The sequence below is a fragment of the uncultured Altererythrobacter sp. genome (genome assembly GCF_913057185.1).
Taxonomy (GTDB): Bacteria; Pseudomonadota; Alphaproteobacteria; order Sphingomonadales; family Sphingomonadaceae; genus Erythrobacter; species Erythrobacter rubellus.
In genome coordinates this window covers 268,557-282,441 of record NZ_CAJXNK010000002.1, presented here as the reverse complement: position 1 = coordinate 282,441, position 13,885 = coordinate 268,557, and the positions used below count along the sequence as shown (strand labels likewise).

Here is a 13,885-nt window from a genome sequence, read left to right as displayed (position 1 = left end):
TCAGTCCTCTACCTGCTTCATAATCAGCGACGCGTTAGTACCGCCAAAGCCGAAGCTGTTATTCAGCGCTGCACGCACCTGACGCTTTTTCGCTTGATGCGGGACCAAGTCTGCACCTTCGGTGCCTTCATCCGGATTGTCCAGATTGAGCGTCGGTGGCACAATCTGGTCGCGGATCGCAAGGATACAGAATACCGCTTCAACAGCGCCTGCACCGCCCAGCAGGTGACCGATGGCCGACTTGGTCGAGCTCATCGATGCTCCGCCCAGATCATCGCCCAATACGCGTTTCACCGCGCCCAACTCAATCGTATCGGCCATGGTCGATGTGCCATGCGCATTGACGTAATCGATGTCTGCCGGGGTCAGGCCAGCCTTGCGCAATGCCATTTCCATCGCGAGTTGCGCGCCCTTGCCCTCTGGGTGCGGTGCTGTGACGTGATAGGCATCACCCGAAAGGCCATAGCCAACCACTTCGGCGTAGATCTTCGCGCCGCGCGCCTTGGCGTGTTCATACTCTTCGAGCACAACCACACCCGCGCCTTCGCCCATCACAAACCCATCGCGATCCTTATCGTATGGGCGGCTCGCCTCGGTTGGGCGGTCATTCATGCTCATGTTGAGTGCGCGTGCTTGCGCAAAGCCTGCAACACCCAGCGGATTGATCGTGCTTTCCGCGCCGCCGGCCAGCATAATATCGGCATCGCCATCTTTGATCATGCGGGCTGCGTCGCCAATCGAGTGAGCGCCGGTTGAACAGGCGGTCACCACCGCGTGGTTCGGGCCCATCAGCCCGTATTTGATCGAAACCTGCCCGCTGATCAGGTTGATCAAGCGTCCATGGACAAAGTGCGGGCTCACACGGCCTGGGCCGCGTTCTTTCAGGACGATCGATTCGCTTTCAATACCCGGCAATCCACCGATGCCTGAACCGATCGAGCAGCCGGTGCGCATCTTGAGATCGTCATCCATCTCGGTCAGGCCTGCATCTTCCAGCGCCTGTCCTGCTGCATCGATCCCATAAACGATGAAAGGATCAACCTGACGCTGGACCTTGTGATCAACGCGTTTGTTCGGATCGAAACCGTCCGGATGATCCGCCGGCTTCACTTCGCAGGCGATCTGGCACTTCTGGTCAGACGCATCGAAACGCGTAATCGGCCCCGCCCCGCTCTTGCCAGCGATGAGATTGCTCCAGCTGGTCTGCACATCGCCGCCCAATGGGGTAACGAGGCCAAGACCGGTAACGACGACACGACGCATCGAATTCTCCGTACTTCAGCGAAACGCTGACAATTCAGTAGACCAGATAGCAACAGGCTCAACCCCTAGGGGGCCGAGCCTGTCAATAACCCGCTAAAACGTGGCCAAAGCCGCGCCGTGGCGGGGCAAAGACGAAAAGGCCTTAGCCCTTGTTGTCTTCGATGAATTTGGTTGCGTCACCAACGGTGCTGATTTTCTCAGCAGCGTCGTCAGGGATTTCAACGCCGAATTCTTCTTCGAACGCCATAACCAGTTCAACGATGTCCAGGCTGTCTGCGCCCAGATCGTCAATGAAGCTGGCTTCCTGAGTAACCTTGTCGCCTTCGACGCCAAGATGCTCGACAACAATTTTCTGCACGCGGTCGGCAGTATCGCTCATAGTGATCCCTCTGCTTATGGGGTTTAGAATTGGCTTTCGCCCTAATGAACGGCGCTGAATAGCGCAAGGGCTGTTCGCAATAGATGGTGGGACTAGGCCGATCTGTCAAACAGGCATAGCTATTCAATTGACGCATCTTGCGGGCTTGCAGAGGCTAGCGCAACCGCTGGCAGACTTAGCGATGCCAATTGTTCGCGCGCCAGAAACCGACTGTCCACACGTGCCATCCCGTTGCGAAAACGGTCTTTGTCGGATGCAAGCATCAATTGACCATACGCTTCAGCGGCGAGTTCCAGCTGGCCGTCCGCCTCGCGGCAAAGAGCAGCATTGTAGAGCGCGGAACGCTGGTATGGATTGCGAGAGAGGATATCTTCAAACGCGATGCATGCGCCGACCGGATCGGTCTTGGTCAGCTTGATGGCATTCTTGAAAGCTCGGCGGTCACTCCTCTCCAGCCCGCTGCGGCTTTCCAGGATGCGAATCCGGTCAAAACGCTGCTTCGGCGCCAGGTCCAGTCGCACTGCCCGCGCAAAGCGCGATATCATCGGTTTGATTATCGCTTCGGCTGATGGGATATAGGAGCTATCCGCGCAGTAACGTTCTGAATTTACGAAGCTATCCTGACGCTGATAAAGCGCGCCCTCATCTGAGAACAGTGCTACATCAGGCCGGAACTCGACGTGTAGGCGTCGGCACTCATAGACGGCCTTGACGCTTTCGACGCACTCTTTCTCGCCGTCTTCATGTTTGATCTTGCGCAGACAGCGGGTGCGCTCAATCTCTCCATCCGAAGCGTCGTAAACGCGTGAATTGGCAAAGCCGCGCAGCTCTGCATGGCCGGGTTGTGATCCTTCATTGTCGAAAGACGAAGGCACAATGCGAAAGTATTGCTCGCCATAGATTCGCGCCGAGCCAAGTTGATCCGCAAGCGCGTTTTCCAATGCGATACCTTCACGGCCGCGAATTGGCTCGATGGATATCTCCGTCACGCCACGCCCGCCATCAGTTCGCGCTGCATACACGCCCTCAACGGCCAGCTGCTCTGCCCGCACTGCGCCGCTTGACACAGCACAGGCCGCCACCAGCGAGAGAACCCATTTCGAAAACGCCATCACTCTTCCCCTTAGAAGGTCGAAGAGGTGATTTTATTCAGATAAATACAACCTAAGCTGAACAAATGGGCTGTGGGTCGCTTATTTCTGTTCCTTGGGCGGCTCAATCACACGCAAATGCAATTCACGCAGCGACTTCGGTTCTGCGGGGCTTGGCGCACCCATCAGCAGGTCTTCCGCCTTCTGGTTCATCGGGAACAGCGTGATCTCGCGCAAATTCTGCGCGCCGCAAAGCAGCATCACGATCCGATCGACGCCCGCAGCCATCCCGCCATGCGGCGGCGCGCCATACTGGAACGCGCGGTACATACCGCCAAAATCGCGCTCGACGTCTGCCTGTGAAAGGCCAACCAATTCAAACGCCTTCACCATGGTTTCAGGCTTGTGGTTACGGATAGAGCCCGATGCGAGTTCAAAGCCGTTGCAGACCAGATCATACTGGTAAGCCTTGATGGTCAGCGGGTCCTGCGTTTCGAGCGCTTCCATCCCGCCTTGCGGCATAGAGAACGGGTTGTGGCTGAAATCGACCTTCTTCTCGTCTTCGTCATATTCGTAGAACGGGAAATCGACGATCCATGCGAATGCAAAACGATTTGTGTCGATCAGCTCAAGAATTTCACCAACGCGGGTACGCGCTGCCCCGGCCAGTTTAGCCGCATCGGCTTCCTTGCTAGCAGCGAAGAACAGACCGTCATTTTCACCCAGACCCAGCTCTGCATAGAGCTCGGCCATGCGCTCAGGCCCGTGGTTCTTGGCAATCGGCCCACCAAATTCGCCGCCCTTGCGCGTTACATAGCCCAAGCCGGCAAAGCCTTCCTTGCGTGCCCAATCGTTCATATCGTCGAAGAACTTGCGGCTCTTCTCATGCGTGTTCGGCGCAGGGATCACACGGACGCGGCCACCGCCGCCCACGATCTTTTCGAACAGGCCAAAGCCGGACTTTTCGAAGTGGCTGGTCACATCGCTGATGATCAGCGGATTGCGCAAATCGGGCTTGTCCGTGCCGTATTTGATCATCGCTTCGGCATAAGGAATGCGCGGAAATTCGCCTGCTGGCGTCACATGCTTGCCTTCAGCGAAAGTTTCGAATGTGCCAGCGATCACCGGCTCCATAGTATCCCACACCTCTTCCTGAGTGACGAAGCTCATTTCCAGATCGAGCTGGTAGAATTCGCCCGGCAGGCGGTCAGCACGCGGATCTTCATCGCGGAAACACGGTGCGATTTGGAAATAGCGGTCGAAGCCAGAGACCATCAGCAGCTGCTTGTAGATCTGCGGCGCCTGGGGCAGCGCGTAGAATTTGCCCGCGTGGATTCGGCTGGGCACCAGGAAGTCACGCGCGCCCTCTGGCGAAGATGCGGTCAGGATTGGAGTCGAAAATTCATTAAAGCCGATCGCGTTCATCCGCTGGCGCAGGTCAGCCACAATCCGTGTGCGTTTCATCAGGTTTGTGTGCAGCGTTTCACGGCGCAGATCGAGGAAACGGTATTTCAGGCGGACGTCTTCCGGATATTCCTGCTCGCCGGCTACCGGCATAGGCAATTCTTCAGATGCGCTCTGCACGGTGATCGAACGCGCAAACACTTCAATCGCTCCGGTAGGCAGGTCTTTATTGACCGTCTCTGGAGTACGGGCCTTCACCTCGCCGTCGATCGTCACAACCGATTCGAGACGAAGCTTTTCAAGCACCGAAAGTGCAGGCGAATCTTCGTCCGCTACGATCTGCGTCATGCCGTAATGATCGCGCAGGTCGATAAACAAAACCCCGCCATGATCGCGTTTACGGTGGATCCAGCCCGATAAACGGACTGAATCGCCAACATTTTCCGCGGAAAGCTGTGCGCAGTTGTGGGTACGATAGGCGTGCATCTAAAATCTTGTCCTGTTCGGGTGTATGCGGCTAAGGGCGCGCGCAAAGAATAAGCACGATGACCTCTAGCGGTTTCAAGCGCGCGCTAACAGGGGATGAGGGTGCTTTTGTCAAGGCTGACCTCACTAACTGGACTAAGTGTCCGAGAGCGGTACTCCGCTCAACGAAAAGAAATGATGCATGAAAATACATGATCTGATTACCACAACCGACGCTTTGGCAGACTTATGCGAGCGTCTTTCCAAATCCGAATTTGTTACCGTCGATACCGAATTCATGCGCGAGAACACCTATTGGCCAGAGCTTTGCCTGGTCCAGATCGCGAATGACAAAGAGGCCGCTGCGATCGATCCCTTGGCCGATGGCATCGACTTGCAGCCGCTGCTGGATCTGCTAACCGAGAATGAGGACGTTCTGAAAGTCTTCCATGCCGGCGGGCAGGATGTCGAGATTATCGTCAATCTGACCGGCAAGACCCCGCATCCCATATTCGACACTCAAATCGCTATGATGGCGATCAGTCAGAGCGAACAAATCGGCTATGCCAATCTGGTCGAAAGCTGGCTCAGCATTACGATTGATAAGGGCGCGCGCTTTACCGACTGGAGCCGCCGCCCGCTGACCGACCGTCAGATCGAGTACGCGATCGGGGATGTCACACATCTCTCGGAAATCTTCCCCGAGATTCTGAAGAAACTTGTGAAAACAGGTCGCGGCGCGTGGCTCGACGCGGAAATGGAAAAGCTCGCGGAGGTTTCCAACTACGTCACAGACCCCGACCTGGCATGGCGCCGGATTCGTTCGCAAGGCCGCAATCCGCAGGTGCTCGGGCGGTTGAAAGCGCTTGCCGCATGGCGCGAAAGCGAAGCGCAACACAAGAACATCCCGCGCGGTCGCATCATGCGCGACGAAACACTGGCAGACATCGCAAGCCATCCACCCAAGCAGCAGAAAGACCTTGCGAAGGTTCGCGGGCTGTCGGCGGCATGGCGGGAAAACGACATCGGCAAGCGATTGATGAAGGTGATCGAGAAGGCCGGACCGCTCGACAAAGACGAAATGCCCGAGAAGATGAAGCGCGGCGCGCCGCTTGGCAAAGAGGGAGCCCTGGTTGCCGATTTGCTCAAGCTGCTGCTCAAGATTCGCGCGCGAGAAATTGATGTCGCGGCGCGATTGCTGACAAAAGCTGACGAGATGGAGGCGCTGGCCGCTGGAATCCGCGAACTGCCTGTATTGAATGGGTGGCGATATGACGTTTTCGGCCGTGACGCTCTCGAACTGGTGGAAGGTAAGCTCGCTTTCGCCGTGAAGGACGGCAAACTCACCATGACGCATATCGACGATATGCAAGCAGCGATGGAAGAATCGCTCGCGGCTGAGTGAGGGCGCACCTCAATTATCATTGCCAGCAGAGGCCGGGCTTTCCAGCCCAATTGCGGTCATTGATCAACACCGTTTATCAGCGCGGATGCGGGGCTGAATAAGGTACTGGTTTGTTTTCCTACTTGCTGCATTGAGGGCTAGACACCGTGTCATGCCCGCCCGCCAATTCCTCTCCGCACCCGCCACAGGGTCACACTCAGCACCCGCGCATTCACACAATGGCGTTTTCCGCCCTTGGACAGTGTTCCATGTGTTCCATCCTGTAGGGCTTTGCGACCGTGCGGCGGCGGGCTAAGGGCTTAGCGATGTCAACTTACCTCCCCACCATCAAGCAGCTGCAATATCTGGTCGCGCTGCACGAGCACGGGCATTTCGGGCGCGCGGCGGAAAGCTGTTTCGTATCTCAATCAACCTTGTCGGCCGGATTGCGCGAGCTGGAATCCTTGCTTGGGGTAACGCTGGTCGAGCGCAGTCGCCGGGTGGTGCGTTTTACTGCTTTGGGAGAGCAGGTGGTGGCCAAGGCACACAGGCTGCTGCGCGAAGCAGAGGAATTGTCCGATCTGGTGCAGGCATCGGGAAAGCCGTTGACGGGGACCATCCGGATGAGCGTGATCCCCACAATCGCGCCCTTCATGCTGCCAAAGATCCTGCCGCGCCTGCGCAGCGAACGCCCTGAGCTAAAACTTCTGCTGCGCGAAGAAACGAGCCAGGACGCTGTCGAATCGCTGCATCACGGCAGGGTTGATTGCGTGCTGCTGGCTTTGCCTTTCGCGACCGGCGAGGTGGAGATGGCGCATATTGCCGATGATCGCCTGTTCGTGGCGTTCCCAAAGGATGATCCAAGAGACCCGCCGGAGACAGTATCAGCGAGTATGATTGACACCATGACATCCGGAGGGCGCTTGCTGTTGCTGGAGGATGGTCACTGTCTAAAGGAACACGCGCTGGCCGCCTGCAATCGGCCTGAATTGCGCGCATCGGCCACGATGATCGGCACGTCACTGCACACGCTGGTGCAGATGGTGAACAATGATCTGGGGCTAACGATGCTGCCAGAGATGGCTCTGGATGCCGGTATTTTGGGAGGAACAGATGTTGTTGCGCGGCCGCTCAAGAACAAGAGCGCCAAGCGGGAGATTGCGCTGATCTGGCGCAAGAATAGCCCCCGTGCGGAGGAATTCGAGTTGTTGGCAGAGGAACTGAGAGCGGGTTAGGCGTTCACCGGAACCGGTTTGAGCAGCTTCTCGTCCGCGAACTTCTGAATCTTTCTCGCTGCGATCAGCGGTAGCTCCACTGACAAGGCGATACCGACGAGCGAACAGAAACCAACCCAGATCGCCATCCACGAACCGCCCGCCTGATACATGTCGTAAAGCACCGGCACAGCCAGGATTGCTCCACGCACCTCATTGAAGATCAAGGCAATCCAGCCGACCTTCAGAAATGCCGCGAGCAGGGTTGAAAGCGTTGCGCTCATGAGGCCTGACTAGGCCCCAAATATTGAGAATAGGTTGACGCGGCATTCACCAATGCACGCGCCGCCTCAATTCACATCAATCCATATGTTTAAGGCCAACCCTCAGATAGTCCCAGCCGGTCATCACTGTTAGAATGGCTGCAGCCCATAGTGTGATCAGCCCGACCGTATGCGGAACATTCGCCAGCACATCGACAATCATCACATTCCATTGCGGCAGCCCCTGCCCCAATATCAGCGCGCCCAACCCAATTATCTGGAATGTCGTCTTCCACTTGGCGAGCTTCGTGACGGGAACGGAGACTTGCAGACCACCAAGAAATTCGCGCAGGCCCGAGACCGTGATCTCACGAACGAGAATGATCAATCCAGCGATTACATGCAGATCGCCCACATATGGTCCGGTCAAAATGCCCTTTGCTGTCAGCACGAGAATGACAGACGCGACCATAATCTTGTCCGCAATCGGATCGAGAAAGACGCCCAGCTTGGACACCGTACCGCTTGATCGCGCGAGGTAGCCGTCGAAATAGTCCGTAATCCCCATCAGGCTGTAAAGGCCGAATGCCAGCAAATAGCCGAGCTCCCAACCCGGCCACCACAAAAGAAAGGCCAATAGCGGCACGGCACAGATGCGCGAGAGTGTGAGGATGTTCGGCAAAGTAAGCATCGATTTCACCCCTAGCGCGAAGGTGCGTTGGGAAAAAGCCGGAGTTTCAGGCTTGTTCACGGCTACGCCCACCCCTAGGGTCCGCAATAGGGAGCAGCTACAGGGCAGATGATTTGACTACTTCAACCCATTTGCTGCGTCGCAGCCGTTTTCTGCCGCTGTTTTGCACACAGCTGTTCAACGCGTTCAATGACAATCTCTACAAGACCGCGATGGTCCTGTTCGTGGTCTATACCGTCTATAATGACGAGAGCGCGGAAGGTATTTTCAGCGGCGTCGCGTCATTTCTGTTCATCCTGCCATTCTTTCTTCTGTCCGCGCTAGCGGGGCAGCTGGCTGACATGCGCGACAAGGCAAAGATCATCCGCACAGTCAAAATGTGCGAAATCGGGTTGATGATCATCGGCGCATCCGGGCTTTATCTGGCGTGGAAAGGGATCGCTGTCGACACAGTCGCTATCCCGCTGATGTTGCTCGCTCTGCTTTTGACAGGAGTGCAATCCACCTTCCTTGGCCCGATCAAATACGCAATCCTGCCACAGCATCTGAAAAAGGATGAAGTGTTGGCCGGGACAGGTCTGGTGGAGGCTGGCACATATATCGCGATTTTGGCGGGCACGATTTTGGCAGGCTGGATTCCGGTTGAATGGGCCGCTGGCGGTATCATTCTGACCTCCGTGCTTGGCTATCTCACCAGCCGTTCGATCCCGGACGCACCGGCGCAAGGCAAGGTGGAAAAGCTTGACCGACACATCATCCGTGCATCGATCAACCTGATCCGCAATGTAATGCTGGACCGGCAGATCTTTTACGCAATCATCGCGATCAGCTTCTTCTGGACGATCGGCGCAGTGCTGTTCATCCAGTTTCCTCCGCTCGCCAAGAATACATTGATGGCAAGCAAAGAGGTCGCGAGCCTGTTTCTCGTGATCTTCTCTGTCGGAATTGCGATCGGTTCGGTTTCGATCAACGCGCTGCTGAAGGGCGAGGTGTCGGCCCGCTACTCACCAATCTCCGTGGTCATAATGGGCGCATTTGTCGTCGCGTTCTATTTCGTGTGCCGCTTATGGCAATCCTACGAAATAACCGAGATTATGGGTGTGACCGAGTTCTTAGCCTGGCCGCTGGCAAGTTTGATCATGCTCACCTTGATAGGCATCGCAATCGCAGGCGGCATGTTTGTGGTGCCGCTCTATGCGTTCCTGACGACGCGCTGCGCGCCGGATCAAGCCGCACGCACCATCGCTGCGAACAATATCGTCAACTCCGGATCCATGGTTGCAGGGTCGCTCGTTGCGATGGCGCTTAGCGCAATCGGCGTGCCTGTGGTGGAGCAATTGCTGCTCAGCGCGGGAATGTGTCTGGTTTCGGCGTGGCTGGGCCACCGTTTGCACCAGGCAGAGCTGGACGAAGGGCAAAGCCCTGCCTGATCAGGCGACAAAGACCAATACTGCTGCAAAGACAGAGAAATATACAGTTGCAAAGCCGCGCACATCATCGCAGGTCAGCTTCCACAAGACGTCAGCCGGAGCCTCATATTCATTGCTGCGTACATGAGCAGGCAGGCTTGCCCGGAACGGGTGGCGCGCTTGCTCGTCGGTCAGGACCAATGCTCTCTTCATGGATCAGAGTCTTAACCCGATACTAACCATCGTGCGCGGCAGAAATCCTGACTGTCGCAGAGCGGGACATTAAGCATGTGTGTTCATGCTGAGCTGTGGATGATTGCCTCTTGAGCGTACCAAAGCTAAGCGGCGAACCATGACAACACGCACAACACCTGACGCAGCAAAACTGCTGGTCGATTGCCTTGCAGAACAAGGCGCGGACCGTATTTTCACAGTTCCGGGCGAAAGCTTCCTGCAGGTGCTCGATGCGCTGCATGGCCGCGAAGACATTGATGTCGTCACTTGCCGGCAAGAAGGCGGTGTCAGTTTCATGGCTTGCGCGGATGGAGCCATGACCGGCCGCCCCGGTATCGCCTTCGTAACGCGCGGTCCCGGAGCAACCAATGCCAGCATTGGGGTGCATGTTGCGCATCAGGATTCGCAGCCGATGATCATGTTTGTGGGCGATGTGGCGCGCGACATGCACGAACGTGAAGGATTTCAGGAAGTCGATTTTCCTGCGTTCTTCGGCCCGATCTGCAAATGGGCAGCGCGGATCGACAATGCTGACCGGATTCCGGAATTTGTTTCGCGAGCCTATGCGACCGCAATCTCGGGGCGTCCGGGGCCAGTTGTATTGGCTCTGCCTGAGGACATGCTGGACGATGCGACCTCCGCATCCCCTCGCCCGTTCGTCGTACGGCCGCCGCAAGCGGCCTGTCCCGATGCGATGCAAACACTGATGGCAATGATAGCAGATGCGGCCAGCCCCATTGCGATTATCGGCGGTGCGGGCTGGAATCCGAAAGCGCGCGAACACTTCCAGCAATTCGCTGAACGGAACGGGCTTCCCGTCGCGACTGCTTTTCGGCGTCAGGACGCTATCTCTCCTTCATCGCCGGTTTATGCGGGCAATCTGGGCTATGGCCCCAATCCGAAACTGGTTGAGCGCGTAAAGCAGGCCGATCTGGTGATCGCAGTGGGTGCGCGGCTTGGTGAAGCAACCACTGATGGTTACACTTTCCCGGAGCTTGATCGCGCCGAGCAATTGCTGGTGCATATTCATCCAGACCCCGAAGAACTGCACCGTGTCTACCGCACCGATCTCGCGATCTGTTGCGCAATGGATGAATTCGCTGAAACTGCTGCCTTGTGGGAAGACAATTCCATCCTGTCTTTCGACGCAGGCGCTGAAGCTCACGCAGAATGGGAGGCTTGGGCCACCCCTCAGCCGAACGATTTCGCGCTCGACATGGGGCAAGCGGTTGCATTCATGCGCGAAACCCTGCCGTCTGACAGCATCATCTGCAATGGTGCGGGTAACTTCTCAGGCTGGTGGCACCGCTACTGGCGGTATGAGGGTTTCCCGACGCAACTCGCCCCCACTGCCGGCGCAATGGGCTACGGCGTCCCTGCTGCCGTTGCCGCTGCGCAGCGCCACCCGGACCGCACGGTGGTTGCGTTGGCCGGTGACGGTGACTTTCTGATGAATGGTCAGGAATTGGCGACAGCCGCACAGCATGGGTGCGACATGATCGTGTTGGTCATAGATAATAGTGCCTATGGCACGATCCGCATGCATCAGGAGCGTGAATTCCCCGAACGCGTTTCAGCAACAGAACTTGCCAACCCGGATTTCGCGGCGCTCGGCGCAGCGTTCGGGGCTTGGAGTGCGCGGGCTGAAACAACCGATCAGTTCAAGCAAGCTCTTACTGAAGCGAATACTCGCAAGGGATTACGGATGATCCATTGCAAGATTGACGTTGAACAATTGGCCGCAAGCGGAGCGACGATTAGCGGGCTTCGCAAGCGGTAACACGCGGGCTTTGAACCTCGCCTGACAGGCCCCCGCCCATCTCAAGGATAGTGTCCCACTCTGCCTTGGTCAGCTCTGCCACTGACAATCGCCCAAGTCGGATAAGCTCGCATTCCGCCAGTTTGGGCTCGGCCTTGATCTGCTTCAGCGTCACCGGCCGATTGAGCTTCGATTTGGGCTTGATCTTTACCGCCGCCCATTTGCCTTCTGGATCTGTCGGATCGAGGATGCCTTCCACGCTAATCGTCGCAACGCCTACAATTTCCAGCCCTTCGCGCGAGTGGTAGAAAAAGGCTTCCTCGCCAACTTTCATCGCAGCCAGATTATTCTTTGCGCGATGGTTGCGGACACCATCCCATAGGCCTTCCTTTTCGGCCACAAGATCGTCCCAACTGTATTTGAAGGGTTCCGATTTCATCAGCCAATAGCGTGCCAAATTCTTTCTCCAAACTGGATTGGTAAACTTTGATAGCCCTACGCAAGCCACGCTTCGGTTTCCACCCCGGCTGCGATGAGAAGTCACAATTAACCCGATTTTTAATCATCGGCGTCATACGTAATGCGAGTTAGTCCGTAGGATTGAGGGCAGCGCCGACAAGGCCTGTAAGACGCAAGAGTGGCTGAAGACGACAACCAGCAAAAGCTAGGCAAAGCCGAGCGCGACATCGTAGCGCTGGGAATTGCAGCGGCAGCGATCATCCTTTTTGTTGTGACGGGCAGCTCGGTTCTGCCGCTTGTTGCCGCATCGATCATGGGCACCGGAGCCGCGCCGGACAATCTGCTGGTCAATGCCATGTTGCTCAACATTGCGCTGATGATTTTCGGATGGCGGCGTTATCGCGATCTCACAAGCGAGATTGCGGTGCGGAAGCAGGCTGAAGAAATTGCGCGCAAACTGGCTGAAACAGACCCCCTGACCAACTGCCTGAACCGCAGAAGTATTGGGAGCGCGACCGAGAAGTTGCGCCGCATGGCCAATGCACGCGGTCAAGCCACCGCGTTTGTAATGATCGATCTGGACAACTTCAAACAGGTCAATGACATGAATGGCCATGGCATGGGCGACAAGGTGTTGACGGTAATGGCAAAGCGCTTGCGCGATGCAGTGCCGGACACGTCACCTGTAGCGCGACTGGGTGGAGACGAGTTTGCGTTCGCAATGTCATACTCGCCTGATCACCCTGAGAAAGTTGATGAGCTGATTGCCGTCTTGTTTGAAAAAGTATCTGGCAAGGTCGAGATCGAAGGGTCCAGCGTGGATACGACAATGTCGATCGGCATCTCTACTGACCACGATTTGAAAGGCAAGGCCGCGGGGATCGAGGACAGCGAAAATCTGATACACCATGCTGACATCGCGATGTATCAGGCAAAGAAGAACGGAAAGAACCGCTATTTCTGGTTCGAACCTACGATGGAGAATGAGCTACGCTTCCGCAATGAGCTGGAGAATGGCATTCGTCGCGGGTTGAAACGAGGCGAATTCGTCCCGTTCTACGAGCAGCAGGTTGACATTTCGACTGGCGAATTGGTCGGGTTCGAAATGCTGGCGCGCTGGAAATCGCCTGAGCTTGGCCTGGTCAATCCGGACGTATTCATCCCGATTGCGGAAGAGATCGGCGTCATTGCCGAGATGTCCGAGCAGTTGATGGTTCAGGCATTCACTGATGCTCAGGCCTGGGATTCCAGCCTGACCCTGTCAGTCAATATCTCGCCAGTTCAACTGCGTGATCCGTGGTTCTCACAGCGGCTGCTGAAGCTGTTGATTGAGAACAATTTCCCGGCACACCGCTTGGAAATCGAAGTCACTGAAACCTGTCTGCATGAGAATCTGGGACTGGTGAAATCGATGATCGCCAGCCTGCGCAACCAGGGTGTTCGAGTAAGCCTTGATGATTTCGGCGCCGGATACTCCAGCCTTTCGCAATTGCGCAGCTTGCCGCTTGACCGGATCAAGATCGATCGCAGCTTTGTCAGCGAGCTCCGCAACAAGGACAGCAGCAAGATCGTCGACGCGATCATCTCACTAGGTGACGGGTTGCAGATGCCGATCACGGCGGAAGGTATCGAGAACGAAGACATTCTCGCGCAGCTTCGCGAAATGGGCGAGCTAAAGGGGCAAGGATATCACTATGGCCGTCCGGAGGATGGATCCCAGATGCTTGAGCGATTGGCAGAGAACGGCAAGCTCGCGAAGACCCCTCCGGTCGTGACAAAGACCGCTACTGAGGCCGTTGACGAAATCGACGCAGCACAAGAGCAACGCCGCGCATAAGTCGCAACCGACTCGACAAATACTGGACGCAGA

At 56.5% G+C, this 13,885-nt stretch carries 13 protein-coding genes; 5 read left to right on the top strand and 8 right to left on the bottom strand.

What is annotated here, in order from left to right; genetic code table 11:
• The 4 genes from fabF to aspS form a co-directional block, all read right to left on the bottom strand.
• Entirely contained in the window at positions 1-1,263 is a 1,263-nt protein-coding gene (fabF, locus tag QZ487_RS09245) for a beta-ketoacyl-ACP synthase II (protein ID WP_296024540.1), read from the bottom strand.
• 142 nt (positions 1,264-1,405) lie between these two features.
• On the bottom strand, positions 1,406-1,642 hold the full coding sequence (locus QZ487_RS09240; RefSeq protein ID WP_285975498.1) for an acyl carrier protein: 237 nt from the start codon (positions 1,640-1,642) through the stop codon (positions 1,406-1,408).
• Positions 1,643-1,761: 119 nt separating this feature from the next.
• Complete coding sequence (locus QZ487_RS09235) at positions 1,762-2,754, bottom strand: hypothetical protein (protein WP_285975499.1); 993 nt, start codon at positions 2,752-2,754, stop codon at positions 1,762-1,764.
• 81 nt (positions 2,755-2,835) lie between these two features.
• Positions 2,836-4,623: an aspartate--tRNA ligase gene (gene aspS / locus QZ487_RS09230; RefSeq protein WP_285975500.1), complete on the bottom strand. Its 1,788-nt coding sequence runs from the start codon at positions 4,621-4,623 to the stop codon at positions 2,836-2,838.
• Between the two features lie 181 nt (positions 4,624-4,804).
• Between aspS and rnd the strand changes: the two genes are divergently transcribed.
• Complete coding sequence (gene rnd / locus QZ487_RS09225) at positions 4,805-6,007, top strand: ribonuclease D (protein WP_285975501.1); 1,203 nt, start codon at positions 4,805-4,807, stop codon at positions 6,005-6,007.
• Between the two features lie 305 nt (positions 6,008-6,312).
• Positions 6,313-7,221, top strand: a complete 909-nt coding sequence (locus QZ487_RS09220; protein WP_285975502.1) for a LysR substrate-binding domain-containing protein — start codon at positions 6,313-6,315, stop codon at positions 7,219-7,221.
• Here the strand turns inward: QZ487_RS09220 and QZ487_RS09215 are convergent.
• Positions 7,218-7,484: a hypothetical protein gene (locus tag QZ487_RS09215; protein WP_285975503.1), complete on the bottom strand. Its 267-nt coding sequence runs from the start codon at positions 7,482-7,484 to the stop codon at positions 7,218-7,220. The two genes, QZ487_RS09220 and QZ487_RS09215, sit on opposite strands and share 4 nt — an antisense overlap.
• Before the next feature lie 76 nt (positions 7,485-7,560).
• Positions 7,561-8,154 (bottom strand): CDP-diacylglycerol--glycerol-3-phosphate 3-phosphatidyltransferase, encoded by a 594-nt coding sequence (gene pgsA, locus QZ487_RS09210; RefSeq protein ID WP_285975504.1) that lies wholly within the window; start codon positions 8,152-8,154, stop codon positions 7,561-7,563.
• Between the two features lie 113 nt (positions 8,155-8,267).
• Between pgsA and QZ487_RS09205 the strand changes: the two genes are divergently transcribed.
• Complete coding sequence (locus QZ487_RS09205; protein WP_285975505.1) at positions 8,268-9,584, top strand: MFS transporter; 1,317 nt, start codon at positions 8,268-8,270, stop codon at positions 9,582-9,584.
• Here QZ487_RS09205 and QZ487_RS09200 read toward each other — a convergent pair whose 3' ends face one another.
• Complete coding sequence (locus QZ487_RS09200) at positions 9,585-9,776, bottom strand: hypothetical protein (RefSeq protein ID WP_285975506.1); 192 nt, start codon at positions 9,774-9,776, stop codon at positions 9,585-9,587.
• A 139-nt stretch (positions 9,777-9,915) separates the two neighbouring features.
• Here QZ487_RS09200 and QZ487_RS09195 point away from each other — a divergent pair, with 139 nt between their 5' ends.
• Complete coding sequence (locus QZ487_RS09195) at positions 9,916-11,577, top strand: thiamine pyrophosphate-binding protein (protein WP_285975507.1); 1,662 nt, start codon at positions 9,916-9,918, stop codon at positions 11,575-11,577.
• Here the strand turns inward: QZ487_RS09195 and QZ487_RS09190 are convergent.
• The gene (locus QZ487_RS09190; RefSeq protein WP_296024523.1) at positions 11,555-11,995 is read right to left on the bottom strand and encodes an EVE domain-containing protein; all 441 of its coding nucleotides are present in this window, start codon (positions 11,993-11,995) and stop codon (positions 11,555-11,557) included. The two genes, QZ487_RS09195 and QZ487_RS09190, sit on opposite strands and share 23 nt — an antisense overlap.
• Before the next feature lie 198 nt (positions 11,996-12,193).
• Here QZ487_RS09190 and QZ487_RS09185 point away from each other — a divergent pair, with 198 nt between their 5' ends.
• Positions 12,194-13,852: an EAL domain-containing protein gene (locus QZ487_RS09185; protein ID WP_285975509.1), complete on the top strand. Its 1,659-nt coding sequence runs from the start codon at positions 12,194-12,196 to the stop codon at positions 13,850-13,852.
• The last annotated feature ends 33 nt before the right edge of the window (positions 13,853-13,885 follow it).